We start from the raw sequence: 24,484 nt of genomic DNA, 5'->3' as shown, positions 1-24,484 counted from the left end.
GGGAGGACATCACCATCGTCCATTGAACAAAAGATCATTGGCAGGGATCGGACGATGCCATGCTCAACAACAGGTATTTCAACGACTGTTGCGACGGGCAGCTTCACCTCTGTTGGGGCGAAGTCTGATTTGGGGATAGCATTACGCAGAACATATTATTACAGTGTATAGAAATCAAAAACGACCCGACCGTTGCCCGCTGCGAGGCCCGCGCACGGCATCTGGGGTTTGGGGCGTTTCGTGTCACCAATATCTTTGCCTGGCGCGATACCGACCCCGCCGCCATGAAGCGCGCGCATGATCCCGTTGGCGCGGAAAGCGACGCGGTTCTGATAAAAGCCGCGCGTTGGGCGGATCAGGTGATTGTCGCCTGGGGCGTGCATGGCGCGCACCAAGGGCGCGGTGCGGCCGTGGTGCAGATGCTGCGCAAAGCGGGGGTGGATTTGTTTCATCTCGGTCTGTCCAGGGCCGGACATCCCCGCCATCCGCTCTATCTACCCTATGCCGCGCAACCGGTCTTCTGGGCGGCGGATCATGCGGATCAAAGAGACGTTTGAACGGCTGCGGGCGGCACATTGGCCCGGCGCGTCAAACACGGTGCCCCGCCGGCATCCAACATTCTGCATTTGCCATTTCGAGATCAGCCGCTTATACGCGCCCATCATCAAGGCGAATCCATTCGTCTGGGTAGATATCTCCATGGGCCTGTGCTGGACGACATCCCGGCCAGAGCCATTCCTGAAACTCTTTTGAAAAGGAGACCCCGATGTCGATTACTGCAGAAGAAAAAGACCGCGTGATGAAAGAATTCGCAACCAAAGAAGGCGATACAGGCTCGCCCGAAGTCCAGGTTGCCATCCTCTCCTCGCGGATTGCCACGCTCACCGAGCATTTCAAAACGCATAAAAAAGACAACCACGGCCGTCGTGGCTTGCTCAAGATGGTTGCGACACGTCGTAAGCTTCTGGATTACACCAAAGCCAAAGACGAAGCGCGCTATCAGGACCTGATCAAACGTCTTGGCCTGCGCCGCTGATGCTGTGCTGGCAAAAGTGACGGCCCGATAGGTGGCACGCCCTTTTTCCAGACTGTACATAACGAAAAAACCGCGCCCTTTGCTGCGCGGTTTTTTTGTGCGCTCGGCGCTCTTTGCCGCCGCTGGCACCGCGGTATGATCTTGCAATGCTGACATTTGCCGCCGCCGTCTTCTTTTTGATCATCACACCGGGCCCCGGCGTTTTATCGACGGCGGGCGTGGGGGCCGCCTTCGGGCGGGAGGCGGGTCTGCGCTATCTGATCGGCTTGTTCATCGGCTCCAATATCGTGCTCATCGCCGTGATCAGCGGTGTGACCGCCGCCCTTCTGGCAGATGAGCGGCTGCGGCTGATCCTCTTTGTCGCCTCCATCGGCTATCTCACTTTTCTGGCCCTGCGGATTGCTTTTGCGGGTAGCAAAATAGCCTTCATCCAGCGCAGATCACCCCCCGGCATCCCCGGCGGCATTACGCTGCAACTGATCAACCCCAAGGCCTATGCCGTCAATACCGCGCTGTTTTCCGGCTTTGGCTTTCTTCCCGAGAACCTGGCACTCGAAGTGACGCTGAAACTCCTGATCGCCAATGCCATCTGGATTCCCATTCATCTGGGCTGGCTGGCGCTCGGCATCACCTTGCAACGTATGAACCTGCGCCATGCCACACAACGCGCCGTAAATATCGCCATGGCGCTCTCCATGCTCTTTGTCGTGGCACTTGCAGCTTATTCCCAGATGTGAATGCTTGGCCTGCCCGCCCGCGACACATAGACTACAACGACGAAAAGACACCGAATGAAAGCCTCTCCTGAATGAACGTTCTTTTTCAATTGCTATTGGGCAGCTCGCTTTTGATCCTCTGCGCCCTGGTGCATATTTTCGTTATTTCCCGGATCATTGGGAATTTGCAGCGCAATAACCATTTCTCTGCACAACGCTCAGGCAGGTATCAGATTTTGGCGGTCGCAGGCTTGTTCATGATCCTGTTGGGGTCTCATACGGTGCAAATTTATCTCTGGGCCATCGCGCTTTGGCTGCTTGGGGCTTTGCCGGGCTATGAAGAGCCGATCTATTTCACATTGGTGACCTATACCGCACTTGGGTACGGCGATGTGGTCCTGACCCCGCAACATCGGATTTTCGGCGCGATGATTTCGGTGACCGGGCTGGTGATGTTCGGCATGACCACGGCTTTTCTGGTCGGTGTCTTTTCGCGCATCCTACAGGAAAAAGCGACCTGAACCCATCCGGCTGGATGCCTGCTGATGTATGCTACCCTTTGGCCTTGAACCGCACCCTGCCCGGCCTGAGCGGGTTTTTCAGCGCCCCTGCTCGCACCTGAAACGCAACAATGCGGGCCGCAAACCCTCCCTTTCCAATAGGCGCAATCTCGTGTACCACCGCGCAATCTGAACTAGGCGCGCGGACCTCAGCGCCACCAGAATATGACAACGAGGTCAGGGGGAATTCGCCCCCTATGCAATGGCTCGAGGGCCAACACAGGAAACGTAGATGTTTAACGAAACGAAAAAATCAGTACAGTGGGGCGAAGAAACGCTGACACTGGAAACAGGAAAAGTGGCCCGTCAGGCGGATGGGTCGGTGATTGCAACGCTGGGCGAAACCAGCGTCATGGCAAACGTCACCTTTGCCAAGAAACAAAAACCCGGTCAGGATTTCTTTCCGCTGACCGTGCATTATCAGGAAAAATACTATGCGGCGGGCAAAGTCCCCGGTGGTTTCTTCAAGCGCGAAGCACGCCCCACTGAAAAAGAAACGCTGACCGCGCGTCTGATTGACCGCCCCCTGCGTCCGCTTTTCGTCCCCGGCTTCAAAAACGAAGTGCTGGTGATGTGTACGGTTCTGTCCCACGATCTGGTCAATGACCCCGACATGGTTGCGATGATCGCGGCCTCCGCGGCGCTGACGATTTCCGGCGCGCCGTTCCGTGGTCCGATCGCCGGGTGCCGCGTTGGTTTTGAGGATGGCGAATACATCCTGAACCCGACTGTGGATGACATGCAGGACCTGCGTCTGAACCCTGAACAACGCCTTGATCTGGTTGTTGCCGGGACCAAGGACGCGGTGATGATGGTTGAATCCGAGGCTTATGAGCTGTCTGAGGCAGAAATGCTCGGTGCGGTGAAATTTGCCCATGAGCAAATCCAACCCGTGATCGATTTGATCATTGATCTGGCCGAAGATGCCGCCAAAGAGCCGTTTGATTTCCAGCCTGCGGATTATTCGGAGCTGTCTGCTGCGGTCAAAGCGGCTGGCGAGGCAGAAATGCGCGCCGCTTTCGCGATTTCGGACAAACAGGAACGCACAAGCGCCGTTTCGGCCGCCCGTGACACCATCATGGCCGCCCTCAGCGACGCGCAAAAAGAAGACCCAAACCTCGGGTCCGCCATGAAGGGCCTCGAGGGTTCCATCCTGCGCGGCGACGTGGTGAAAACCGGCAAGCGGATTGACGGTCGTAACACCGACGAAATCCGTGACATCGTGTCCCAAACGGGTCTGTTGCCCCGGACGCATGGCTCGGCGCTGTTCACACGCGGCGAAACGCAAGGTCTGGTTGTGACCACGCTGGGCACCGGTGATGATGAGCAATTCATCGACGCGCTGCATGGAAACTTCAAATCCAACTTCCTGCTGCACTATAACTTCCCGCCCTATTCGGTCGGTGAAGCCGGTCGCGTGGGCCCTCCCGGTCGGCGTGAAATCGGTCACGGCAAATTGGCGTGGCGCGCGTTGCAAGCCGTTCTGCCCGCATCAACGGATTTCCCCTACACGATCCGCGTTGTGTCCGAAATCACCGAATCCAACGGGTCAAGCTCGATGGCGTCGGTCTGTGGTGGTTCCTTGTCTATGATGGACGCGGGTGTGCCGCTCAAAGCACCGGTTGCCGGTGTGGCGATGGGTTTGATCCTCGAAGAGGACGGCTCCTACGCGATCCTATCCGACATCCTTGGTGACGAAGACCACCTCGGCGACATGGATTTCAAAGTGGCGGGTACAGAAGCCGGGATCACATCCTTGCAGATGGACATCAAGATCGCAGGCATCACGCCCGAGATCATGGAGAAAGCTCTGGAGCAGGCCAAAGCCGGCCGCATCCACATCCTGGGCGAGATGGCCAAAGCCATCACCGGCGCGCAGGAATTCTCGGTCCACGCACCGCGCATCGAAACCATGCAGATCCCAACGGATAAAATCCGCGAAGTGATCGGTTCGGGCGGTAAAGTGATCCGCGAGATCGTCGAAGTGTCCGGCGCCAAAGTCGACATCAACGACGAAGGCATCATCAAGATTGCAAGCCCGAACGGCGAGGCGATCAAGAAGGCCTACGACATGATCCATTCCATCGTGGCCGAACCCGAAGAAGGCATGGTTTACACCGGAACGGTTGTGAAAATTGTCGATTTCGGAGCCTTCGTGAACTTCTTTGGCAAACGCGATGGTCTGGTGCATGTCTCCCAGATCGAAAACCGCCGTTTGAACCATCCTTCCGACGTTCTTAAGGAAGGCCAGGAAGTGAAGGTCAAACTTCTGGGCTTTGATGACCGCGGCAAGGTGCGCCTGTCGATGAAAGTCGTCGATCAGGAAACCGGCGAAGAAGTCAAAAAAGAAGAAGCGCCCGCAGACGAATAATCTGCATCGGCTTACTTTGAATGATGGGCCCCGGTGGAAACATCGGGGCCTTTTTTTGTTTGGATCCCCGCGACGTTGCGTTAACGCGCGCGCTTCGCTCACGTTAACCTGTGCAAGGCGGTCATTTAGGTTCTATCGTTGCGTGAATCTTTGAGGGAGGAATACTCACATGATCCGATCCATAATCATTGCCGTCAGTCTCAGCACGGCATCGCTCGCATCCGCCGGAACGTTGCCCAACCCCTTTACCAGCTATTTCGCTTTCGGCGACAGCCTGAGCCAGGATGACAAGCTGCCACAGCTTGCGCCTCCGAGCCTTGAGGGGCGGTTCTCTTCGGGACGGGTGTGGACCGAATACCTTGCTGATGTGTTCACTGCGGCGGGTAAACAAACCGGCAATTTCGCTCTGGGTGGCGCAACGGCGGGGAGCGCAAATACGACAGAATATGCTGAATTCTTCCCCTCTCCACGCACGCCTGAACAGGATGCGGAACTGGCGCAATTGCAAGCATTGTCGACTTTTGACGGTCAGGTTCAGGTCTCAACGGCAGCCGTCCCCGAGCCCGGCACAAACCCATTGGTGTCGGTTCTTTTCGGGGCCAATGATATTTTCCAAAAGCTCCCCGATGTATTCGCAAATGCCGTGAGCACAAGTAACCCCGCCGATATCCCCGGACGTTTGGTGACGGGGATCAATGAGCTCGCCGATGATACGGCCAGGAACATCGTCGATGGCATCACCAAGCTGAATTCCGGCAATAGCGCCTATGATGACTTTCTGGTGGTAAACCTGCCAGACCTCAGCCTCACACCGGCTTTCGGCCCCTGGGGAATTGCTGCCGCCAGCCAGCAGCTTGCCGCGTTGCAGGGATCCATACCGCCCGGCACAACGCCGCCGCCAGAAACCGCAGCGGCGATAGAGGCGCTTCTGGGCCAACTTGCGTTTTTGACTTTCGCGCCTTCCGCGCTTGACCCCGCCCTTCCCAATACCCTGGCAGGGACTGCGTCACTGGCGTTCAATGCCGCGCTGGAAACCGCGATTTCGCAGCTGGACGACAGCCTCAATGTGACCATTTTTAAACAGGATGAATTCCTCGAAGAGTTCATCATCACATCGCTGGGCAATGGCAAAAACGTGTTCGAGCCCTGCACGCCCTCCTTCACCACAAATACGGGCATCAGCTGCGTGTTCGAAAAGGATCAGGACGGGAACATCATCGGGTTGAACCCTGAAAACGCCGAAAATTTCTTTTTTGGGGATTCCGTGCATCCGGCGGGTTTTGTGCAGGAAGAATTTGGACGGCGCGTGATTGCCGCGCTGGATGGGCAATTGCCAGCCCCCGTGCCGCTGCCCGCAGGGTTGCCGCTGCTGGCCCTTGGCATTGGGCTCTTTGGCATTATAGCGCGGTGTCGCGCGAACTGTGGGGCCTGATCCGAGATGGCACCCTGACGGATCGTTGATGATAAACTGATGACACCCTCCCAAGCGGCGCTTGGGAGGGTGTTTTTCAATCCACGATTGCCGTCAAATGGCAACGTGCGCGCAATATTATACCTATTCCGGCGCTTTGGTCGTGCGCAGATAGGGCAGGATCTTCTTGAAATCGCCGAATTTCGCCTTGGCGTCCTCATCCGAAACCGTCGCGGGAATGATAACGTCATCGCCTACGTTCCAGTTGGCGGGTGTCGCAACACCCTTGCCGGTGGACATCTGCAAACCATCCAAAGCACGCAGGACTTCGGCGAAATTGCGCCCCACCGTCATCGGATAGGTCATGGACAGTTTCAATTTCTTGTCCGGACCAATGATGAAAACAGATCGCACTGTGGCGCTGTCTGCGGGCGTGCGACCGTCTGGCAAATAGGCTTCGGCAGGCAACATATCAAAGGCTTTGGAGACCTCAAGACCAGTATCGGCAATGATCGGGAACCCCGCCTTGGCGCCGCCAAAGGTTTCGATGTCGCCTTTCCATTTCTTGTGATCCTCCACGCCGTCCACCGACACACCGATCACCTTGGTGCCACGCTTGGCCCATTCATCAGCCAGTTGCGCAACCGCGCCAAACTCCGTGGTGCATACAGGCGTAAAGTCTTTTGGATGGGAAAACAGGATTGCCCAGCTGTCGCCGATCCAATCATGCAGGTTCATCGTCCCTTGGTCTGTTTCGACCGTCAAATTCGGCACGGTGTCGTTGATGCGCAAGCCCATGGTGTCCTCCGGTGCAATGCTAAAAGTAACTCGTTGTGCTAACTTAATGTGTTCGGGCGCATCTTTCATCCCCCTCTCTTGCAGAGAGCTGCGCGCAATGACAAAGTGCCGCCAAACCCTGGGCTTCGCGCCCATAGCCAAGGACATATCCCATGCTGGAAAAACGTGATTTCTACATCAACGGACGTTGGGTTGCCCCCGCCAAAGCCAATGATTTTGCCGTGATTGACCCCTCAACCGAACAGCAATGCGCGGTGATCTCGCTCGGTGATCAGGCCGATACCGATGCCGCCGTCGCCGCAGCCCGCGCAGCCTTTGACGGGTGGTCCCAGACCAGCAAGGCAGAGCGCACCGCCCTGCTGCGCCGCTTGCTCGACATCTACAACGCGCGCTCGGAAGAAATGGCGCAGGCCATGTCGATGGAGATGGGCGCACCTCTAGAGATGAGCCGCGCGCAGCAAGTGGGTGCGGGCAGCTGGCATCTTGAGGGGTTCCTCAAGGCCTTTGAGGATTTCAGTTTCGAGCACGATTTCACCGCAACCGAAAAGACGTTGCTAGAACCCATCGGTGTCTGTGCCCTGATTACGCCATGGAACTGGCCGATGAACCAGATCGTGTTGAAAGCCGTCCCCGCCTTAGCCACGGGCTGCACCATGGTGTTGAAACCGTCGGAAATCGCGCCCCTGTCCGGGTTGTTATTCGCGGAATTCGTGCATGAGGCGGGCTTTCCTGCGGGCGTGCTCAACATGGTGAACGGGGATGGCACGGGCGTCGGCAGCCAGCTTTCCGCGCACCCCGAAGTCGACATGGTCAGCTTCACCGGTTCGACCCGCGCTGGCATCGCCATCTCCAAGGCCGCCGCCGATACGCTCAAGCGCGTCAGCCTTGAGTTGGGTGGCAAAGGCGCGAATATCATCTTTGAGGATGCGCACCCCAAGGCGGCCAAGATCGGGGCGATCCGCTGTTTCCGAAACACCGGGCAATCGTGCAATGCGCCCACGCGTATGCTTGTGCATAAATCGCGTTATGACGAGGCCGTTGAAATGGCCGCAGACGTCGCGGTCAATACGCATGTTGGCCCCGCGTCCGAGGAGGGCAAGCACATCGGTCCGGTCGTGTCCAAGACCCAATTCGACAAGATCCAGAAATTGATTGAGGTCGGCATGGGCGAGGCCCGCATGGTTGCGGGGGGTCTTGGCCGCCCGGATGGGTTGAACCGGGGTTATTTCGTGAAGCCAACGGTATTTGCCGATGTGACGAACCAAATGACCATCGCGCGTGAAGAGATTTTCGGGCCAGTCCTGTCGATCATCCCGTTTGAGAGCGACGAAGAGGCCATCGCCATCGCCAATGACACGCCTTACGGGCTGACGAATTACGTGCAGACCGAGGATGAGGACAAACGCCGCAAGGTGGCGCGTCGCTTGCGCTCCGGCATGGTCGAGACCAACGGTCAGGGCTTTGCACAGGGCTCGCCTTTTGGCGGGTACAAGCAATCGGGCAATGGCCGCGAGGGCGGTGTTTTTGGCCTGGAGGAATTTCTGGAAGTTAAAGCGGTTTCGGGTTGGGCTGCTGAATAATCCCCACAAAAAGGCGGCTCGGGTTCAAACGGGCCGCCACTTTCATGAACGACAAAATTGTCGAAAAGACTATGAAACCCCAAGGGCGCGACATGTGGTCTTCGCGCTCTGAACTTTCTTGAACGTCCGGAAACGGCCGCGGCGTTATCGGCAACAGCAATGCGGCGTCTTGGTCTCTCACCAAAAGCCCGTTTACGCCACAGAATCGTGAATAAGTGACATGATCGCCGGGGCGATTTGATCGTAATTGCCGGTATTCGTGATCTCGCCCATGATGCGGTAATCATCCATCACAGCGATCCGGTCGGCCAAGGCAATCATTTCAGGCATATCGCTGGAGATCACGAGGATCGCAGTGCCTTGATCCGCCAATTCGCGCAGCAGTTCGTGCAAATATGCCTTGGTTTTGATATCGATTCCAACCGAGGGTTCATCGACAATTAACAATTGCACGCCTGCCGCCAACCATTTGGCAACGCTGATTTTCTGTTGGTTGCCACCGGACAGATTGGCCACGGTTTGGGACAGGCTGGGGGTCTTCACCTCAAGCTTTTGCAGATAAGGCAGCGCGGCCGTGCGGATTTTGCCGTCAAACAACGCCCCAAACCGGCCTGTCAGTTTGCGCCAGATCGGCACGCCCACGTTGGACAGCACCGAATGTTGCAGGATCAGACCTTCGTTCTTGCGATCCTCACTGATGTAGCCCAGGCCATGCTGGTGGATCGCGCTGGCGACGTTTGAAATTGTGACCGGCTTGCCCAACACCCGCATGCTCCCCGCCGTAACGGGGTATTTGCCCATGATGCATTTCGCCAGTTCCGTACGTCCGGCGCCGACAAGCCCATACAGCCCGACAACTTCGCCTTTGCGCACGGATAGGCTCACGCTCTTGTGGCCCAGAGATGTATCGACATCGCTCAGGCCCAGCACTTCGGGATGGGTGGTCGTATCGCGGCTGCGCCAGGCGGCACCGTTTTCGGCCCGGCCAATCATCATGCGCACGAGATCTTGTCGGCCTACACCTTCCATCGGCTGGCTGTCACAGGCGTTGGCCCCATCGCGCAGCACCGTGACCCGATCGCAGATTTCCTGCACTTCTTCCAGTTTGTGACTGACGAAGACCAAGCTGGTGCCCTGATCCCGCAATCGGCGCAGGATTGTGAATAACCGTTCGGTCTCGCTTGAGGTGAGCGAAGCGGTGGGTTCATCCAGCAACAATACCCGGCTTTGCAGCGACAGGGCCTTGGCGATTTCAACCAGCTGCATGCGCGCGACGGAAAGGTCAGACACAGGTGTGGATGGATCGATATCCAGGTCCAGCGCCTCCAACCAGGGGCGGGCAGTGTTGTTCAGAGTGCCGTAATCGATGGGTTTCAGGTATCCGGTGGCCAATTGCTCCAGATGGATGTTTTCGGCCACCGAAAAGCGCGGAAACAGGTTGCGCTCCTGGTGGACGACGCCGATGCCATTGGCAATGGCGTCGCGGGGGGTCGCGAATTGGGTGGGCGTGCCACCCAACGTCAACGTCCCCGCCGTGGGCTGATGCACCCCCGTGATCACCTTGATCAGCGTTGATTTCCCAGCCCCGTTTTCGCCCAACAGCGCGTGGATCGAGCCGGGGTGCAGCGACATGTTCACCCCCGACAGGGCCATGACGCCGGGGAACGCTTTTTCGATGTCATGCGCTTCAAAAATTGCCGTTTCACTCATGTCACGCGCGCCCCTGACCGACTGGTTTTCGAGCACGCAGCTTGTTAAGACCCACCGCCGCCAGGATCAGCGCGCCCAACACGACCTGTACCAAAAAGGGATCAATGTTAAACAACACCAGCGCCTGGGTGATGATCGCCACGATGACGACACCCAGAAACGTGGCCGAGACGCTGACATGCCCCCCGGCCAGAATTGCGCCGCCGATGACAGGCGCGGCAAAGGACAGGATCAGCCAATCATCGCCAATCGACGGTTGCCCAATCTGCAGCCGCGCCACCACCAAAACACCGGCAATGGCGGCCAGCATCCCCGATAGGGCATGGGCAAAAATAACCGTGGTCCCGACCGAAATACCCGACAGACCAGCGGCATGTTCATTGCTGCCGACAGCCAGAATAAACCGACCCACGGGCATCCGCGCCAACATGAACCACAAGCCAAGAGCGAGCAGGGCTGTGGGAACGACCAGCCAGGGAATTGGCCCCACCAAAAGCGCGGCACCAAAGGATTTGACACTGTCAGGCACACCGTAAAACGGCTGAGCCTCGGTGATGCCCAGATTGATGCCTTTGTAGATGGACAGGGTGGCGAGGGTGATCACAAAAGCCGAAATGCCGGTGATGCGGATCAACACGCCGTTCAGCGCGCCACAGATCCCCCCGATGACCAGGGCCAGGACAGCCGCGATAGGGGCGGGCAGGCCCCAAACCTCCATCGCGCCGGCGAATGAGATCGCGGCCAGGCCACCGATGGCCCCCACGGACAGGTTCATTTGGCCAATCGCGATAATGATCATCTGCGAATAGGCAACAAGGGCGTTCACCGCGATGGCCAGCAGCAGGACCTGAATGTTGAACGATGACAGAAAATTTTCGCTAAACGCGCGCACAATGGCAATGGCCAGGATCGTGGCCAGTAAGGGGCCAAACCAATCGGTGCGGGACAGGCGGGAAAGTTGTATCATGAGGTTTCTTTCACGCCAGGTTACGACGGGCAAGATAGCTGCGCCGCGCCTTGTCCAACAACACCGCGACAAGCAGCATAAGGCCCAGGAAGGTTTGCACCCAGAACGCACCCACCTGTAGCATCAGCAATCCGCTGGACAGCATCGTCACCAGGAAGGCGCCCAACACAGTACCCAGCACCGATACCTTGCCACCCTGAAGCAGCGTACCACCCAGAACCGGACCTAAAAACGCCGGTAACAGCCAGTCCTGGCCCAATTGACCCGCCATGGATGGGATCGCGGCACCGTTGCGTGCAACCAACATCAGGGCGGCCATCCCGGCCAGAACACCCGACAGCATATGGCACAGGATGATGATGCGATCGACGCGGATGCCCGACAGCTCGGCTGCGGCGGGGCTGGCACCGGCGGCCAGCATTTCGCGACCCGTCAACGTACGCCGGTAAAGCCAGGCCAACAGCAATGCCACAACCAGCGTGAGCAAAAGAAACGGCGAGACATAGCCGCCAAATTTCATCCGGCCAAAGGTGGAAAAGACGCTGGGCAATTCGCGAAAGGATTCCGCACGTGTTAGAAAGATCATCGTACCGAAAAAGATGCTCATCGTGGCCAGCGTAATGATGAAACTGTGCAGACCCGTGCGCACGACCATACCGCCATTGATGAACCCAAGCGCGGCCCCAAAGGCCAAGGCCCCGAGTAGGGCGAGCGGCCAGGGCAGGCCCACCCCTTCGATCATCCACCCACAGACCATCGCCACCGACACGCCCATCGCGCCCACGGCCAGGTTCAGCCCGCCGGTGACGATGACGGTCATCATCGATAGACCGATCATGATGTTCACGGCGGAATTTCGCCCCAGAGTGAACAGGTTGAATTGCGATAAAAAACCCTGCGCGCTGAACCCGAAGATCACAGCGAAGACGATGATCAGCAGGATCAAGCCAAACTCGTTGGACAAAAAGAAAGGCGATGTGGTCCGGCCCGCGTTTGGCCCGCCGGGTGTTGCGGGAAACGTGCTGTCTTGCGAAGTCATGGATCAGCAAAGCTTTCGGGGCAAAGGGGGCGCGGATGGGGCTGCCCGCCTTGCGCGGCAGGCAGCCCGTATGATCTTAACTACAGGTCAGGTATTTATCTTCGAAATCAGCCAAAAGGCGGTCTGTTTCGGCGCGCATTGCCTCAAGATAGGTGTCCGCGTCGCTGGCATCGACAAAGGCTGTACCTGAATCAATGAACTTATCGGTCAACGCGTTTGACCCGAACGGCGCATCGGCGCTGACCGTACAGCCTGACCGCAGCTTGTCCAACGCGAACGCCCCGACATAACCCTGCCCATAGGGGTTTTGTAGCATGGTGCCATCGACGATCCCATCTTTGATCGCCTGAATGACCACTTCGTCATGGTCGATGCCGACCATCTTAATGCCGCTGTCGCCCATTTTGCGCAGCGCATTGGCGGCCACGACCGCAGGCACCCACGCGGTGGTGATGATGCCATCAACATTACCGGCATTAGCGGCCAGGTAGGCGTTGATCTTCTCCTCCGCAGGCTCAGGCGCGTCGATATCGGCGATCACCTGAACGACGGTTGCGCCCTCTTCTTCGGCGGCGCGGGCCACCGCGTCGATACGCAGTTGGGTGTTTGGATCAACAAGGAAGCCGGTGAAATGTGCGATACGCTTTTCACCGTCGCCCATGGCTTTGATCAGCTCTTTGGTGCCGATATAGGCGGAATTTCCGGTATCCGTGCCAAGGCAGAAGGCGGCGGGTGACGGATCTTTGTAACAGCCGGCCCCGGCAATGATGGGCGCGCCAAAGCCGCTCAATTCTTCGGCTGTCGACACAGCACCTACCGGGTCGCCCGGAAAGATCAGAAATCCGTTGTACCCTTGGCTGAGCAGACTTTCGAGCAGTTGGTTCTGCTGGGAAAGCTCCCATTTTTGCGGCACGCGGTATTCGGCTGCCGAAAGCCCGAAATCGGCGGCGGCATCGACGCCTGCCTGTTCCCAAGCGGCGAAATATGGATGCGGCCCACCTGGTACAAGCCCGAAGCGGCTGTCATCAGCCGCCAGGGCCGATGTCGCAGCGCCCGCGGATAGAATCCCTGCAATAGCGATGGCGTAGATAGAGTTTGTCATGCGTTCCTCCCAGATCACTAAGGGCTCTGTGGGTGCCCTCACTCCCGGCTTGCAAATGCCTACTGAACACTAGTATCCAAGTAACGCGGGAGCAAGCAAAGAGTTTGACCGCGCAATTTCGGGGGCTGGATGCAGGATAAACCGTCAGTGCAGGATGCGGAGAGGGCCCCGTCTGGGTTGGCGGCGCTGCGGTTAGCTCCTGATCAAGGGGTGTCTGTCACCGACCGGGTGCATCGACTGCTGCGCCAAGCGATCATCGGGGTGCAATTGGCCCCTGGGACTCCGATCAGCGAAAATTCTTTGTCCCAACAGCTTTCCATATCGCGCAGCCCGGTGCGGGCCGCGATTCAGCGCCTGGCCGAAGAAGGTCTGGTGGAGGTTTCGCCGCAACGGGGCAGCTATGTGGCCGCCCTGCACATGGATCAAATGCACGACAGCCATTTTGTCCGCCGCTCGCTTGAATTGGCCCTGCTGCACGAAACTGCGCAACTCTGGACGCCTGAAATGACCGCCCAGTTGCGCGCGGTGATCGCCGATCAGGAACGTGCGGTAAATGCTCGGGATGCCGATTTATTCTTGACGCTGGATGAGACGTTCCACCGAACGCTGGCCGAATTATCAGGGCGCAAGGGGGTTTGGGCGGCGATTCAAGCCCCCTACACCGCCTTGGGTCGGTTTCACCACTACTGGGCAAAGATGGATCGTCTGGCCGATGTGCTGCGCGAACACCGCGCCATTATCGCAGCCCTTGAGCAAGGCGATGGCGACGCGGCCAAAGCCGCGCTGGCAACGCATTTGGATATGGTGTTCGTCATCCTTGACCGGATGCCCGAAGAGCGCCGCAAACAACTGCCCTTTTGACGGGCGCGACGGATCGAAAAAGGAGCCTGCCATGCAGACCCGAACATTAGGCGATACCGGGCTGGTCTTGACAGAACTGTCCTTTGGTGGCGCAGGGATTGGCAACCTTTACCGACCGATCCCGCGCGAAGATGCAATCGCCACGTTAGAGACCGCCTGGGACGGTGGTATTCGATATTTCGACACGGCACCGTTTTACGGCCATGGCCTGTCAGAACGACGGATGGGTGATTTTCTGCAAACCAAAGCGCGGGGCGATTTTGTGCTGTCCACCAAGGTCGGGCGGCTTTTGCAAGCCTCGCCCGGCGGCCCGCCCACGGACACCGGATACATCGAGGCGCTGCCGTTTACGATCCACTACGACTACAGCTATGAGGGCATTCTGCGCAGTCATCAGGACAGCCTGGCGCGCCTTGGACTGCCGTCCGTCGATATCCTTTATGTGCATGATCTGGAGCGCGGGTCCTTCGCAAGTGATGAGGACTACCAGAGGCATTTGGAAACCTTTGTCACCAGCGGCATTCACGCGCTGCAAGACCTGAAGTCTGAGGGCAAGATCGCTGCCTTTGGCCTCGGCGTGAACGAGGTTGCGGCCTGCACCAACGCGATGGCGCGGGTGCGTCTGGATTGTTTGTTGATGGCGGGGCGGTATTCACTGCTTGATCGCGGGGCCACGGGGCGGTTGATGGATATGTGCCAAACCAGCGGCACGATGATGATTGTTGGTGGGGTGTTTAACTCTGGCATCTTGGCCACCGGTGCCAAGCCTGGTGCCACTTTCAATTACACCGAAGCCTCGCCCGACATCATGGACCGTGTGCGGCGCATGGAGGCTGTGGCCCAGGATCATGGCGTCCCGTTGGCCCAGGCCGCATTGCATTTCCCATTGCGCAATCGGTTAGTAACAAGTGTTTTGACCGGCACGGCCAAACCCTCCAGCCTGCAGCGTAACCTTGATTTATTTGCAAATCCATTGCCCGATGCCCTGTGGCCGGCGCTGGATGAACTTGTTTTGCCGGCCATATAGGAGCGCCAAAATGCAATTGATTGATACTCACCAACACCTGATTTTGCGCGAAAAACTTGGCTATGGCTGGACCGAAGGCAATACGGTTCTGGCGGGTGATTTCACCCCGGCCGATTACGCCACCCTGGTGGACGGGCGCGGTGTCATTGGGACAGTATTCATGGAAACCGGCGTGGACGAAGCCGATTATCAGAAAGAGGCGCGGCTTGTTGGCGCAATGATCGGACAAGGCGGTGACGGGCCGACACTGATGGGTCAAATCGCGGCTTGCCGTCCGGAACGTGACGAAGGCTTCGATGCCTGGGTTGAAGAATGCAGCGATTTGGGCGTGGTTGGATTTCGCCGCCTGATGCAGACCATGCCCGATGAGATGAGTGTGGCAGAGCCCTATCGCCGCAACATCCGCAGGATTGGTGCCGCGGGGATGACGGTCGACCTCTGTTGTATGGCGCGCCAGATTGATATCGCCGCCGATTTGGTTTGCGCCTGTCCCGAGGTCGCGTTTATTCTGGACCACTGCGGCACCAACAATATGCAATCGGGCGAGTTTTTGCCGTGGCGTGACCGGATGGCGCGACTGGCTGAATTGCCGAATGTTCATGTCAAATTCTCGGGCATCACCGCCTATGTGCCAAAAGACGCAGGCCCGGATGATCCGGTGGCGGCGGTGGCCGATACCGTGCTGAACCTTTTTGGCCCGAAGCGTCTGATCTGGGGTGGGGATTGGCCGGTTGTCGATCTGGGCATTGGATTGCCCGGATGGATCGACCTGTCGTCCAAGCTTTTGGCCGACCTGTCTGCGGATGAGCGCGCAGCAATTGGCAGTGGCAATGCCCGCCGCTTTTACAACCTGCCCGCCTAAGCGGCGAAAGGAACCTCCATGGCCCGGATTGAACGCGTAGAATTATCGATGGTGGATTTGGCACCAAAGGTGAAACGCACCGATGCGATTCAGAGTTTTGTCAGCCAGGAAACGCCCATGGTGCGGATCACCGATTCTGATGGGGCAGTAGGAATGGGGTATTCATATACCATCGGGACGGGCGGATCATCGGTGATGCGGCTGCTGGCCGATCACCTCTGCCCCCGGCTGATCGGGCAGGACGCAAGTGGGGTCGAGGCAATTTGGCATGATCTGGAATTCTCGACCCATGCCACGACCATCGGTGCGATCACCTCGATTGCGCTGGCGGCCATTGATACCGCGCTATGGGATTTGAGATGTCGCAAGGCGAACCTTCCCCTGTGGCGTATGGCGGGCGGCGCGCGTGCGGCCGCGCCGTGCTACACAACCGAAGGCGGTTGGCTGCATATCCCTGCGCAAGCGCTGATTGACGATGCGCTGGCGGCGCGCGAAAAAGGGTTCACCGGGTCAAAGGTTAAGATTGGCAAACCCACGCCGGGCGAAGATGCCGCACGTATCGGGGCATTGCGCGATGCGATGGGTCCGGAATATGAAATCATGACCGACGCGAACCAAGCGTTTTCCCGCGATACCGCGCGGCGCCGTGCCGAGGCCCTGCGCCCCTTTGATCTGGCCTGGATAGAAGAGCCTCTGCCCGCCGATGACATTCAGGGTCACGTCGATATGGCGCGCGCGGCGGCAATGCCCATCGCGGTGGGGGAAAGCCTATATTCCGTCCGCCACTTCGCCGAATACATCGCACGGGACGCCGCCTCGATCATCCAGGTCGATGTGGGCCGGATCGGCGGCATTACCCCATGGTTGAAAGTGGCGCATATGGCGGAATGTTTTGACCTGCCAATCTGCCCGCATTTCCTGATGGAGCTGCATGTAAGCCTTGTCTGTGCCGTGCAGAACGGGCGCTATGTCGAATATATTCCGCAGCTTGATGATATCACGGGCGAAACCCTACGCATCGCGAATGGTATGGCTCATGCCCCCGAAACGCCCGGTCTTGGCATTGATTGGGACCACGGTGCCCTGCGCGCCCGCGCAATCGATGAATTCAACGTCGACATTCGAAAGGCCATATGATGGTCAGAATGGGTGGGATCATTGGCGTGAACCCTGATAAGATCACCGAATACAAACGCCTGCACGCCGATGTCTGGCCCCAGGTGTTGGAAAAAATCACCCAATGCCACATCCGCAATTACGTGATCTATTTGCGGGAGCCGGAAAACCTGTTGTTCGCGCATTTCGAATATCATGGAACCGATTGGGCTGCGGATTCCGCAAAGATCGCCTCCGATCCGGTCACGCTGGAGTGGTGGGCAGTATGTGGCCCATGCCAACGCCAATTGGACAGTTTGCAAAAGGGCGAATGGTGGGCGCCGATGGAAGAGGTGTTTTTTCACCCCTGATGAACAGATGCGCCATCACCCCGCGCGCTAAACGCAGTTTGAATGATACCCCGTGCAGCGATGCGGACAGTCAAGCCTTGCGGCCAGCCTGGGGCTTCGAAGAAACGCGCGGCCTCTTTTATGACAAAGACCACTGTGGGTCAGATTATCCGCTTTGAAAGCTCTTCGCACGCAGCATTGGTCCGGAAGGGATATGTCCCAGCAAAAATAACAGGGCGGGTTGTTTACCCGTGCCGGGGCCATGCTTGCAGCCTACCGAGGAGCAAGAAAACGACCCTACGTCCCTGAGAAATGGAAAAACAGATACAGGACGGGATCTGCGGTCTGCGCTGTGATCATCGTTATTATGGCGCTCTCCCTTGGCGATGCGATCATTAAACGCCTCCACTCTGGCAGATGTATATTTCGCGCGTAACGCTTGTTGTGCCGGGCCGATTGTGGCTCGTTCAAAGACATGACGCCGCATTTGGGTCGCTGCTCCGCGTGGCCCTGTGCGGCGTATTCTTAGTTAAGATGTGGTGGAGTTATTATGTGACGCCCCCGCTCATGCCCCTCTCGTTGGCCGCTGTCGCCCAATAGACGTCGCCGATCCTGAAAACTGTCTTCGCATCCATTCTTATACGTCGGTGGCGATAGCGCTGGGTATTAGCGGGGTGGTTCGCGCATAGACTTTAGGTCGATGTAACGGACCCGCAAGCGCAGCGGCCCTTGCAACGCCCTGAAACGGCATTTCGCAGACCACAGCATGTGATAGCGATAATACCTTTGGTGCATTCTACGCATAAACCTGCCGGTCCGTGGTATATGCAATACTGGTCGGTCGCATATTGCATTTGAAGGCTCATTTTGACCTGATACCCTGCAACATGATTTGGAGAGTTTTATGAAGTCGCGTACCAGAGTTGTTGTGATTGGCGGTGGTATCGCCGGTTGTTCGACGCTTTATCACCTCACTCAGGAAGGGTGGAGCGATGTTGTCTTGCTTGAACGCAACGAGCTGAACAGTGGTACGACCTGGCATTCAGCGGCTCAGGTAACCAATTTTGGCATGAACCAAACGATGGTCGGACTGAAAACCCATTCGATCAACCTGTACAAAGAACTGTCCGAAGACCCGGATTATCCGATCAACTATCACCATGGGGATGGCGGCATTCGCCTGGCCAATTCCGAAGGTCATATGGAGGGTTACCGTCATTTTGTCTCCATGGCGCGCGGCATGAATGTGCGTTTTGAGGTGATCGACGCGCAGGAATGCGCCCGCCGTCATCCGTTGATCTCGACGGATAATCTGATTGGTGGGCTTTGGGATCCGCTGGACGGTGATATTGACCCCGCGCAACTGTGTCAGGCGCTGGCGCGGCGCGCGCGAAACGCGGGGGCGGAAGTGTATCGCAACACGCCGGTCACAGCACTTACACAGCACAAAGATGATACCTGGACGGTGCATACTGAAAACGGCGATATTGACTGCGATGTGGTGGTCAATGCTGGCGGATACCGTGTGAACGAGGTGGGCGCGATGATGGGCGTGCACCATCCTGTTGCCTCCATGGAACACCAGTATTTCCTGACCGAAGACATCCCTGCGATCAAAGACGCCGGTCACCGGATGCCGCTTTTGCGATGTCCGATCAGTGATTATTATTGCCGTCAGGAAAAGAACGGGCTGTTGGTCGGGTTTTACGAGCAGCAGTGCAAGACATGGGGGATGGACGGCATTGACCCGAAATTCGTCAACGCGCTTTGCCCCGATGATCTGGATCGCGTCACCGATGTGATGGAAGGGGCATTTTCCCGTATGCCGGCGTTGATGGAAACTGGCATCCATACGATTGTGAACGGGCCGATCACCTACACGATTGATGGCGCACCCCTCGTGGGTCCGATCCCCGGTAAACGCAATGCATTCTGCATCATAGGCTTGCGCGCCGGACTTGGCGAAGGTGGCGGGCATGGCTGGCTGCTGGCGCAACAGATCGTGCACGGCGAGGCCTGTTATGACACCTGGTGCATCGACCCAAGGCGGTTCACGGGGCATGCGAATGTCGAATTGACCGCGCTCAAGGCGATTGAAGATTATCAAAATGAATTCAGATTCCATTTCCCGCACGAACACCGCCCCGCCGGGCGAAATGCCAAAACGACACCGCTAACGCCCGTGATGGAGGCAGAAGGTGCCGCGTTTACTGTCGTGAACGGATGGGAGCGTGTGGATTACATCAAGCCGGAGGCTGATTGTCGCGAAACCTACAGTTTCCGCTTTAACGAGGTTTTTAACGTCATCGCCAAAGAAGTGGCGAGCGTGCAAAACGCTGTTGGGCTGGCCGAGGTCAACGGCTTTAACAGATTTGAGATTACGGGCAACGACCGCCACGCGTTTCTGGATCGCATGATCTGTGGCACCGTTACGAAAGGTTCGGGCCGCGTTGGGCTTGGCTATCTGTTGAACCACAGGGGGATGGTTAAGGGCGAAGCCACGATTGCCAATATCCCAGCCAGCGACAGAGGACCCGACCGCGTCTGGTATGGATCCGCCGCTGCCAGTGAATTTCACGACATGGACTGGTTGCAAACCCATCTGGATGCCGATGAGGATGTTCAGATACGGTCCCTGACAAATGACCAGACGATCCTTGTTCTGGCCGGTCCCCGTGCGCGCGATGTGCTGTCATCCTGCGCCAGAGGGGATTGGTCCAGTGCGGCCTTTCCATGGCTTTCGGTACGCGAGTGCTTTGTCGGCATCGCCCCGGCGACCGTCATGGGGGTGAGTTTTTCCGGAGAGCTTGCCTATGAAATCCACGTCCCCAACGCATCGCTTTACGCGGCCTACCTGGCGCTGCGCGCTGCCGGGCAAGCGCGTGGGCTGACATTGTTCGGTGCCCGCGCGGTGGATTCGATGCGCATGGAAAAGGGTTTCCTGCACTGGAAGGCAGACCTGCTGACCGAGTTCGACCCGTTCGAGACCGGGCTTGATCGTTTTGTCAAAATGGATAAACCCGGATTTGTCGGCAGAGACGCTTTGCTCAGGCGTCAGGCGGAGGGTGTTCGCAAAAAACGCGTTACCCTTAAAATAGACGCAACCCATGCACCCGCGCATGCGGGTGCCTCCCTGATGAAAGAGGGCAAGGTCGTCGGCACTGTAACCTCTGGCGACTGGGGGCATAGGGTGGGCCTGAACCTCGCCTATGCTTTTGTTGACCCGAATCTGTCAGATATCGGGGCCAGGATGCACTTGGACCTTTGTGGTGATCTTGCAGAGGCGACCGTGATCGCAGACTCTCCTTATGACCCGAAATTTATTCGGATGCGGGGATAACCGCGCATTCTTTCTGGCGCACCGTTTTTTGCATCAAAGACCAGGCTCATGCCACGCCGCCTGGCGTTTGGTTGACCGGTTGGACATTCTTCATGAAGATTTATCCGCCTGGTGCCTCTCGCACCATCCATTCAGTCGCACTATCCGGGACCATCCTTTGACGTTCCACAAACTGCCTGCTGCTATGTTATGACGGAGCCGAAGCGCGGCTTAACTCCAGCCCAGGCAAAGGCGAGGTTCTGATCGTATCGTTCCACAGTCAAGGCACCACTCCCAGCTCTGCAGTGCGCAAGTTCTTCCGTTACCCCAAACCAAAGCCGGATATAGTGAAGTAAGTTGCTGGAAACTGTCGTTTCGCTTTAAAAAATCAGCGGCTTGAACCGCAGCGTGTATTCTGAAAGTCAGAAATTTCTGGGCAGTAACTCAGTGGCAATCGCGTTCAGAACGGAACGGGTGCGCGGATTTTAGTAGAATGACCACCCTGCGGATGGTTGAAGCGGAGCTCTTGGCTGTGCAGCATCAACCGCTCGAAATCACGCGCGGGTCCAGTGGCGTAAAACGGATCGCCAAGGATCGGATGACCTAAGCTGAGCATATGAACCCGGAGCTGATGGCTGCGGCCAGTTTGCGGGTGGAGCCTGATGCGGGCAGTTTCGCCTTCGTCTTTGAGCACACGCCAATCCGTCTGAGCTGGCTTTCCAGTGTCATGGCAAACCTTTTGACGGGGGCGGTTCGGCCAGTCAACGATCAACGGCAGATCGACCGTGCCGGTTTTCTCCTCGGGAACGCCCCAGACACGCGCGATATAGGTTTTCTTGGTCATCCGCTTTTCAAACTGAAGACCCAGGTGGCGTTGCGCATGAGGCGTCAGCGCAAAAATCATGACGCCGGAGGTGTCGCGGTCCAACCGATGTACCAGAAGTGCATCCGGAAATGCGCTCTGGACGCGTGCCAACAGACAATCTGCCAGGTGGGGCCCCTTGCCTGGCACGGACAATAAACCCGCAGGCTTATCAACCAGAAGAACTTCTGCGTCTTCATGCAAGATGGCAAGCGGATCCAGCGGGGGCGTGTATTCAGAGGTCATCAGGCCTGCTCGCAGAAGAATGGCTTCTGCGCAACCCTATCATCGCGTGGCAAGAGCGGTGGCCTGAAGCCCACCTTACGGCGCGCACCGTAAGGTGGGCTTCAGGCCACCGCTGTTCAGACCTTTACGCGATCCGATGTTGGATCATACATCGGCTTGAGTGAGACCTCCGCTTTCACCAGCCTCCCCGCCACATCGATGTAATACTCGGACGCCAAAACCTGTGCCGGTGTTTCACCCTCACAAGGCACGTAGCCAAGCCCCATGGCACCGCCGAGCGTATGCCCATATGCCCCGGAGGAGAGGAACCCAACCAAGTCCCCATCCCGCATCACAGGCTCGTTGTGATAGAGAAGCGGCTCGGGATCACTCAGTTTGAACTGCAAAAGTCGCTTTTTCAGGCCCTCATCCTTTTTGCGCAGCACCGCGTCACGCCCGATGAAATCGGCCTTATCGGTCTTGACCGCGAAACCAAGCCCGGCCTCCAGGACATGATCCTCGCAGGTGATATCATGGCCGAAATGGCGAAAACCCTTTTCCATGCGTGCGCAATCCATCATATGCATCCCACAAAGTTTGAGGTCCAGCACCTGCCCGGCCTCCATCAACGTTTCGAACATATGGCCCGCCATATCGGCGCTCATATAGATTTCCCAACCCAATTCGCCAACATAGGTGACGCGGTGGGCCCGCGCGAGCCCCATGCCTAATTCAATCTCCTGTGCCGTCCCAAAAGGGTTCACAGCATTGCCGAAATCATTGGGCGACACCTTCTGCAACAAATCACGCGCCCGTGGCCCCATAACGGCCAACACAGCTTCGCCCGCGGTCACATCGGTGATGACAACGTTGAAATCGCCCAGATGGCGCATCATCCAGATCTGATCCGCCAGCCGTGTCGCAGCCGGTGTCACCACCAGAAACGCCGTCTCGCTGATACGTGTCACGGTCACATCCGCCTCGATCCCGCCGCGCGGGTTCAGGAATTGCGTATAGACGATCTTGCCCACGGGCACGTCGTATTGCCCACCGCCGACATAATTCAAAAAGGCCACGGCATCGCGCCCCTCCACCCGGATCTTGCCAAAGGAGGACATGTCATACATGCCGACATTGGTGCGGATAGCCGCGACCTCTTGCGCGACATTGTCAAAGAAATTCTGCCGCTTCCAGGAGTACTCATACTCCGGCTTTTGCCCAGGTTTCGCGATCCAGTTCACGCGCTCCCAACCAGCCAGTTCCCCCATGACCGCGCCGTTATCCAACAGATGTTGGTGAAAAGGCGAGCGCCGGACCCCCCGTGCAGTGACCTTCTGGCGGAACGGGAAATGGTCCGCATAAAGCAGGCCCAGCGTCTCCCTGGAACGCTCAAACAGATAGCTTTTATTACCTTGAAACGGCTGCATCCGGGCAATGTCCACATCACCGAGATCAAAAGGTTTCTGCCCATCTTCCATCCATTGTGCCAACGCCATTCCAGCGCCGCCTGCGGATTGGATGCCGATGGAATTGAACCCTGCCGCCACCCAGAAATTATCCAATTCCGGTGCCAGCCCCAGGTGATAGGCATCATCGGGCGTGAAGGATTCCGGGCCGTTGAAGAACGTGTGGATGCCGGCCTGCGCCAGCATTGGCATCCGCTCCACCGCCGCCTCAAGGATCGGTTCAAAATGATCGAAATCCTCGGGCAGTTGGTCGAATTCGAAATCCGGCGAAATACCCGCCATGCCCCAGGGTTTGGCGTTCGGCTCAAACGCCCCCAGCAGCATCTTGCCCGCGTCCTCTTTGTAATAGGCGCATTCATCCGGCACGCGCAGAACCGGCAATTGGCTCAGACCCGCAATGGCCTCGGTCACGATATAGAAGTGTTCGCAGGCATGCAGCGGTACGTTCACACCCGCCATGCGACCCACCTCATGCCCCCACATACCACCACAGTTCACCACCATATCTGCCGTGATATGACCCTGCACGCCGTCCTTTTCCCAATCCACACCGGTGACGCGGCGACCCTCACGCGCGATGCGCGTAACCCGCGTGCGCTCAATCACCTGTGCACCGCCTTGCCGCGCGCCCTTGGCCAGCGCCAGCGCGATATTGGCCGGATCGCCCTGCCCGTCCTTGTCCAGATAAACCGCACCGGTAACGCCGTCGATATTGAGGTGTTCGTAACGGACCTTGACCTCACTGGGCGATATTTCTTCAACATCCACACCAAAGGCACGCGCCATCGCGGCCTGTCGCAGGATTTCTTCGCGCCGCTCTTCGCTCAGCGCGACCGTGATCGAGCCACACCGCTTGAAGCCCGTGGCGACACCGGTTTCCGCCTCCAGGTTGCCATAAAGCTCCTGCGAATATTTCGCCAGCTTCGTCATATTCGCCGTCGCACGCAATTGCGCGATCAGCCCGGCCGCGTGCCATGTGGTGCCAGAGGTCAGCTGTTTGCGTTCCAGCAACACAACATCGTTCCAGCCCAGTTTGGTCAGGTGATAGGCGACGGAGCAGCCAATGACACCCCCCCCGATGATAACAACGCGCGCGTGAGACGGAGGCACAGCCATTAAATAATCCT

General features: G+C 57.7%; 20 protein-coding genes. 13 read left to right on the top strand and 7 right to left on the bottom strand.

Features of this window, described 5'->3' with window-relative positions; all coding sequences use genetic code 11:
• The first annotated feature begins 140 nt into the window (after positions 1–140).
• From ROLI_RS01830 to ROLI_RS01805, 6 genes are all read left to right on the top strand, one after another.
• Positions 141–557, top strand: coding sequence for a DUF1643 domain-containing protein (locus tag ROLI_RS01830; RefSeq protein ID WP_187428352.1), 417 nt, complete (start codon positions 141–143; stop codon positions 555–557).
• 209 nt (positions 558–766) lie between these two features.
• Positions 767–1,036 (top strand): 30S ribosomal protein S15, encoded by a 270-nt coding sequence (gene rpsO / locus ROLI_RS01825; RefSeq protein WP_187428228.1) that lies wholly within the window; start codon positions 767–769, stop codon positions 1,034–1,036.
• A gap of 146 nt (positions 1,037–1,182) precedes the next feature.
• Positions 1,183–1,773 carry a LysE family translocator gene (locus ROLI_RS01820; RefSeq protein ID WP_187428227.1) on the top strand — a complete coding sequence of 197 codons (591 nt, stop codon included), beginning with the start codon at positions 1,183–1,185 and terminating at the stop codon, positions 1,771–1,773.
• Positions 1,774–1,844: 71 nt separating this feature from the next.
• A complete protein-coding gene (locus tag ROLI_RS01815) occupies positions 1,845–2,273 on the top strand; it encodes an ion channel (RefSeq protein ID WP_187428226.1) in 429 nt (142 codons plus the stop codon).
• A 271-nt stretch (positions 2,274–2,544) separates the two neighbouring features.
• A complete protein-coding gene (gene pnp, locus ROLI_RS01810; RefSeq protein ID WP_187428225.1) occupies positions 2,545–4,683 on the top strand; it encodes a polyribonucleotide nucleotidyltransferase in 2,139 nt (712 codons plus the stop codon).
• Between the two features lie 169 nt (positions 4,684–4,852).
• A complete protein-coding gene (locus ROLI_RS01805; protein WP_187428224.1) occupies positions 4,853–6,115 on the top strand; it encodes an SGNH/GDSL hydrolase family protein in 1,263 nt (420 codons plus the stop codon).
• A 123-nt stretch (positions 6,116–6,238) separates the two neighbouring features.
• On the opposite strand, the gene ROLI_RS01800 is transcribed toward ROLI_RS01805, so the two are convergent.
• Positions 6,239–6,892: a peroxiredoxin gene (locus ROLI_RS01800; RefSeq protein ID WP_187428223.1), complete on the bottom strand. Its 654-nt coding sequence runs from the start codon at positions 6,890–6,892 to the stop codon at positions 6,239–6,241.
• A gap of 152 nt (positions 6,893–7,044) precedes the next feature.
• On the opposite strand from ROLI_RS01800, the gene ROLI_RS01795 reads away from it, so the two are divergent.
• The gene (locus tag ROLI_RS01795) at positions 7,045–8,472 is read left to right on the top strand and encodes an aldehyde dehydrogenase family protein (RefSeq protein ID WP_187428222.1); all 1,428 of its coding nucleotides are present in this window, start codon (positions 7,045–7,047) and stop codon (positions 8,470–8,472) included.
• Positions 8,473–8,664: 192 nt separating this feature from the next.
• On the opposite strand, the gene ROLI_RS01790 is transcribed toward ROLI_RS01795, so the two are convergent.
• The 4 genes from ROLI_RS01790 to ROLI_RS01775 all read right to left on the bottom strand — a co-directional run bounded on the left by ROLI_RS01790 (position 8,665) and on the right by ROLI_RS01775 (position 13,290).
• Entirely contained in the window at positions 8,665–10,182 is a 1,518-nt protein-coding gene (locus ROLI_RS01790; protein ID WP_187428221.1) for a sugar ABC transporter ATP-binding protein, read from the bottom strand.
• 1 nt (position 10,183) lies between these two features.
• Positions 10,184–11,149, bottom strand: a complete 966-nt coding sequence (locus ROLI_RS01785) for an ABC transporter permease (protein WP_187428220.1) — start codon at positions 11,147–11,149, stop codon at positions 10,184–10,186.
• Between the two features lie 10 nt (positions 11,150–11,159).
• Entirely contained in the window at positions 11,160–12,188 is a 1,029-nt protein-coding gene (locus ROLI_RS01780; protein WP_187428219.1) for an ABC transporter permease, read from the bottom strand.
• Between the two features lie 76 nt (positions 12,189–12,264).
• Positions 12,265–13,290 carry a sugar ABC transporter substrate-binding protein gene (locus ROLI_RS01775; RefSeq protein WP_222869339.1) on the bottom strand — a complete coding sequence of 342 codons (1,026 nt, stop codon included), beginning with the start codon at positions 13,288–13,290 and terminating at the stop codon, positions 12,265–12,267.
• A 129-nt stretch (positions 13,291–13,419) separates the two neighbouring features.
• Between ROLI_RS01775 and ROLI_RS01770 the strand changes: the two genes are divergently transcribed.
• From ROLI_RS01770 to ROLI_RS01745, 6 genes are all read left to right on the top strand, one after another.
• Positions 13,420–14,151: a GntR family transcriptional regulator gene (locus tag ROLI_RS01770; protein ID WP_187428218.1), complete on the top strand. Its 732-nt coding sequence runs from the start codon at positions 13,420–13,422 to the stop codon at positions 14,149–14,151.
• A 31-nt stretch (positions 14,152–14,182) separates the two neighbouring features.
• Positions 14,183–15,178 (top strand): aldo/keto reductase, encoded by a 996-nt coding sequence (locus ROLI_RS01765; RefSeq protein WP_187428217.1) that lies wholly within the window; start codon positions 14,183–14,185, stop codon positions 15,176–15,178.
• Between the two features lie 10 nt (positions 15,179–15,188).
• The gene (locus ROLI_RS01760; RefSeq protein ID WP_187428216.1) at positions 15,189–16,040 is read left to right on the top strand and encodes an amidohydrolase; all 852 of its coding nucleotides are present in this window, start codon (positions 15,189–15,191) and stop codon (positions 16,038–16,040) included.
• A gap of 18 nt (positions 16,041–16,058) precedes the next feature.
• A complete protein-coding gene (locus ROLI_RS01755) occupies positions 16,059–17,177 on the top strand; it encodes a mandelate racemase/muconate lactonizing enzyme family protein (RefSeq protein ID WP_187428215.1) in 1,119 nt (372 codons plus the stop codon).
• An 8-nt stretch (positions 17,178–17,185) separates the two neighbouring features.
• Positions 17,186–17,506 (top strand): L-rhamnose mutarotase, encoded by a 321-nt coding sequence (locus ROLI_RS01750; protein ID WP_262386358.1) that lies wholly within the window; start codon positions 17,186–17,188, stop codon positions 17,504–17,506.
• Positions 17,507–18,389: 883 nt separating this feature from the next.
• Positions 18,390–20,825, top strand: a complete 2,436-nt coding sequence (locus tag ROLI_RS01745) for an FAD-dependent oxidoreductase (protein ID WP_187428214.1) — start codon at positions 18,390–18,392, stop codon at positions 20,823–20,825.
• Positions 20,826–21,264: 439 nt separating this feature from the next.
• Here the strand turns inward: ROLI_RS01745 and ROLI_RS01740 are convergent, their stop codons facing one another.
• Positions 21,265–21,912, bottom strand: coding sequence for an RluA family pseudouridine synthase (locus ROLI_RS01740; protein ID WP_187428213.1), 648 nt, complete (start codon positions 21,910–21,912; stop codon positions 21,265–21,267).
• A gap of 116 nt (positions 21,913–22,028) precedes the next feature.
• Positions 22,029–24,473 carry an FAD-dependent oxidoreductase gene (locus ROLI_RS01735; RefSeq protein WP_187428212.1) on the bottom strand — a complete coding sequence of 815 codons (2,445 nt, stop codon included), beginning with the start codon at positions 24,471–24,473 and terminating at the stop codon, positions 22,029–22,031.
• Positions 24,474–24,484 lie beyond the last annotated feature (11 nt).

Source organism: Roseobacter fucihabitans, from assembly GCF_014337925.2.
GTDB lineage: Bacteria > Pseudomonadota > Alphaproteobacteria > Rhodobacterales > Rhodobacteraceae > Roseobacter > Roseobacter fucihabitans.
This window is presented reverse-complemented; position numbering and strand designations above follow the sequence as displayed.

Coding starts and splice junctions, on each gene's coding strand:
- ROLI_RS01760 (WP_187428216.1), top strand. CDS start 15,189: ATGCAATTGATTGATACTCACCAACACCTGATTTTGCGCGAAAAACTT.
- ROLI_RS01770 (WP_187428218.1), top strand. CDS start 13,420: ATGCAGGATAAACCGTCAGTGCAGGATGCGGAGAGGGCCCCGTCTGGG.
- ROLI_RS01765 (WP_187428217.1), top strand. CDS start 14,183: ATGCAGACCCGAACATTAGGCGATACCGGGCTGGTCTTGACAGAACTG.
- ROLI_RS01795 (WP_187428222.1), top strand. CDS start 7,045: ATGCTGGAAAAACGTGATTTCTACATCAACGGACGTTGGGTTGCCCCC.
- ROLI_RS01780 (WP_187428219.1), bottom strand. CDS start 12,188: ATGACTTCGCAAGACAGCACGTTTCCCGCAACACCCGGCGGGCCAAAC.
- ROLI_RS01805 (WP_187428224.1), top strand. CDS start 4,853: ATGATCCGATCCATAATCATTGCCGTCAGTCTCAGCACGGCATCGCTC.
- ROLI_RS01790 (WP_187428221.1), bottom strand. CDS start 10,182: ATGAGTGAAACGGCAATTTTTGAAGCGCATGACATCGAAAAAGCGTTC.
- pnp (WP_187428225.1), top strand. CDS start 2,545: ATGTTTAACGAAACGAAAAAATCAGTACAGTGGGGCGAAGAAACGCTG.
- rpsO (WP_187428228.1), top strand. CDS start 767: ATGTCGATTACTGCAGAAGAAAAAGACCGCGTGATGAAAGAATTCGCA.
- ROLI_RS01785 (WP_187428220.1), bottom strand. CDS start 11,149: ATGATACAACTTTCCCGCCTGTCCCGCACCGATTGGTTTGGCCCCTTA.
- ROLI_RS01750 (WP_262386358.1), top strand. CDS start 17,186: ATGGGTGGGATCATTGGCGTGAACCCTGATAAGATCACCGAATACAAA.
- ROLI_RS01820 (WP_187428227.1), top strand. CDS start 1,183: ATGCTGACATTTGCCGCCGCCGTCTTCTTTTTGATCATCACACCGGGC.
- ROLI_RS01740 (WP_187428213.1), bottom strand. CDS start 21,912: ATGACCTCTGAATACACGCCCCCGCTGGATCCGCTTGCCATCTTGCAT.
- ROLI_RS01775 (WP_222869339.1), bottom strand. CDS start 13,290: ATGACAAACTCTATCTACGCCATCGCTATTGCAGGGATTCTATCCGCG.
- ROLI_RS01735 (WP_187428212.1), bottom strand. CDS start 24,473: ATGGCTGTGCCTCCGTCTCACGCGCGCGTTGTTATCATCGGGGGGGGT.
- ROLI_RS01815 (WP_187428226.1), top strand. CDS start 1,845: ATGAACGTTCTTTTTCAATTGCTATTGGGCAGCTCGCTTTTGATCCTC.
- ROLI_RS01755 (WP_187428215.1), top strand. CDS start 16,059: ATGGCCCGGATTGAACGCGTAGAATTATCGATGGTGGATTTGGCACCA.
- ROLI_RS01800 (WP_187428223.1), bottom strand. CDS start 6,892: ATGGGCTTGCGCATCAACGACACCGTGCCGAATTTGACGGTCGAAACA.
- ROLI_RS01745 (WP_187428214.1), top strand. CDS start 18,390: ATGAAGTCGCGTACCAGAGTTGTTGTGATTGGCGGTGGTATCGCCGGT.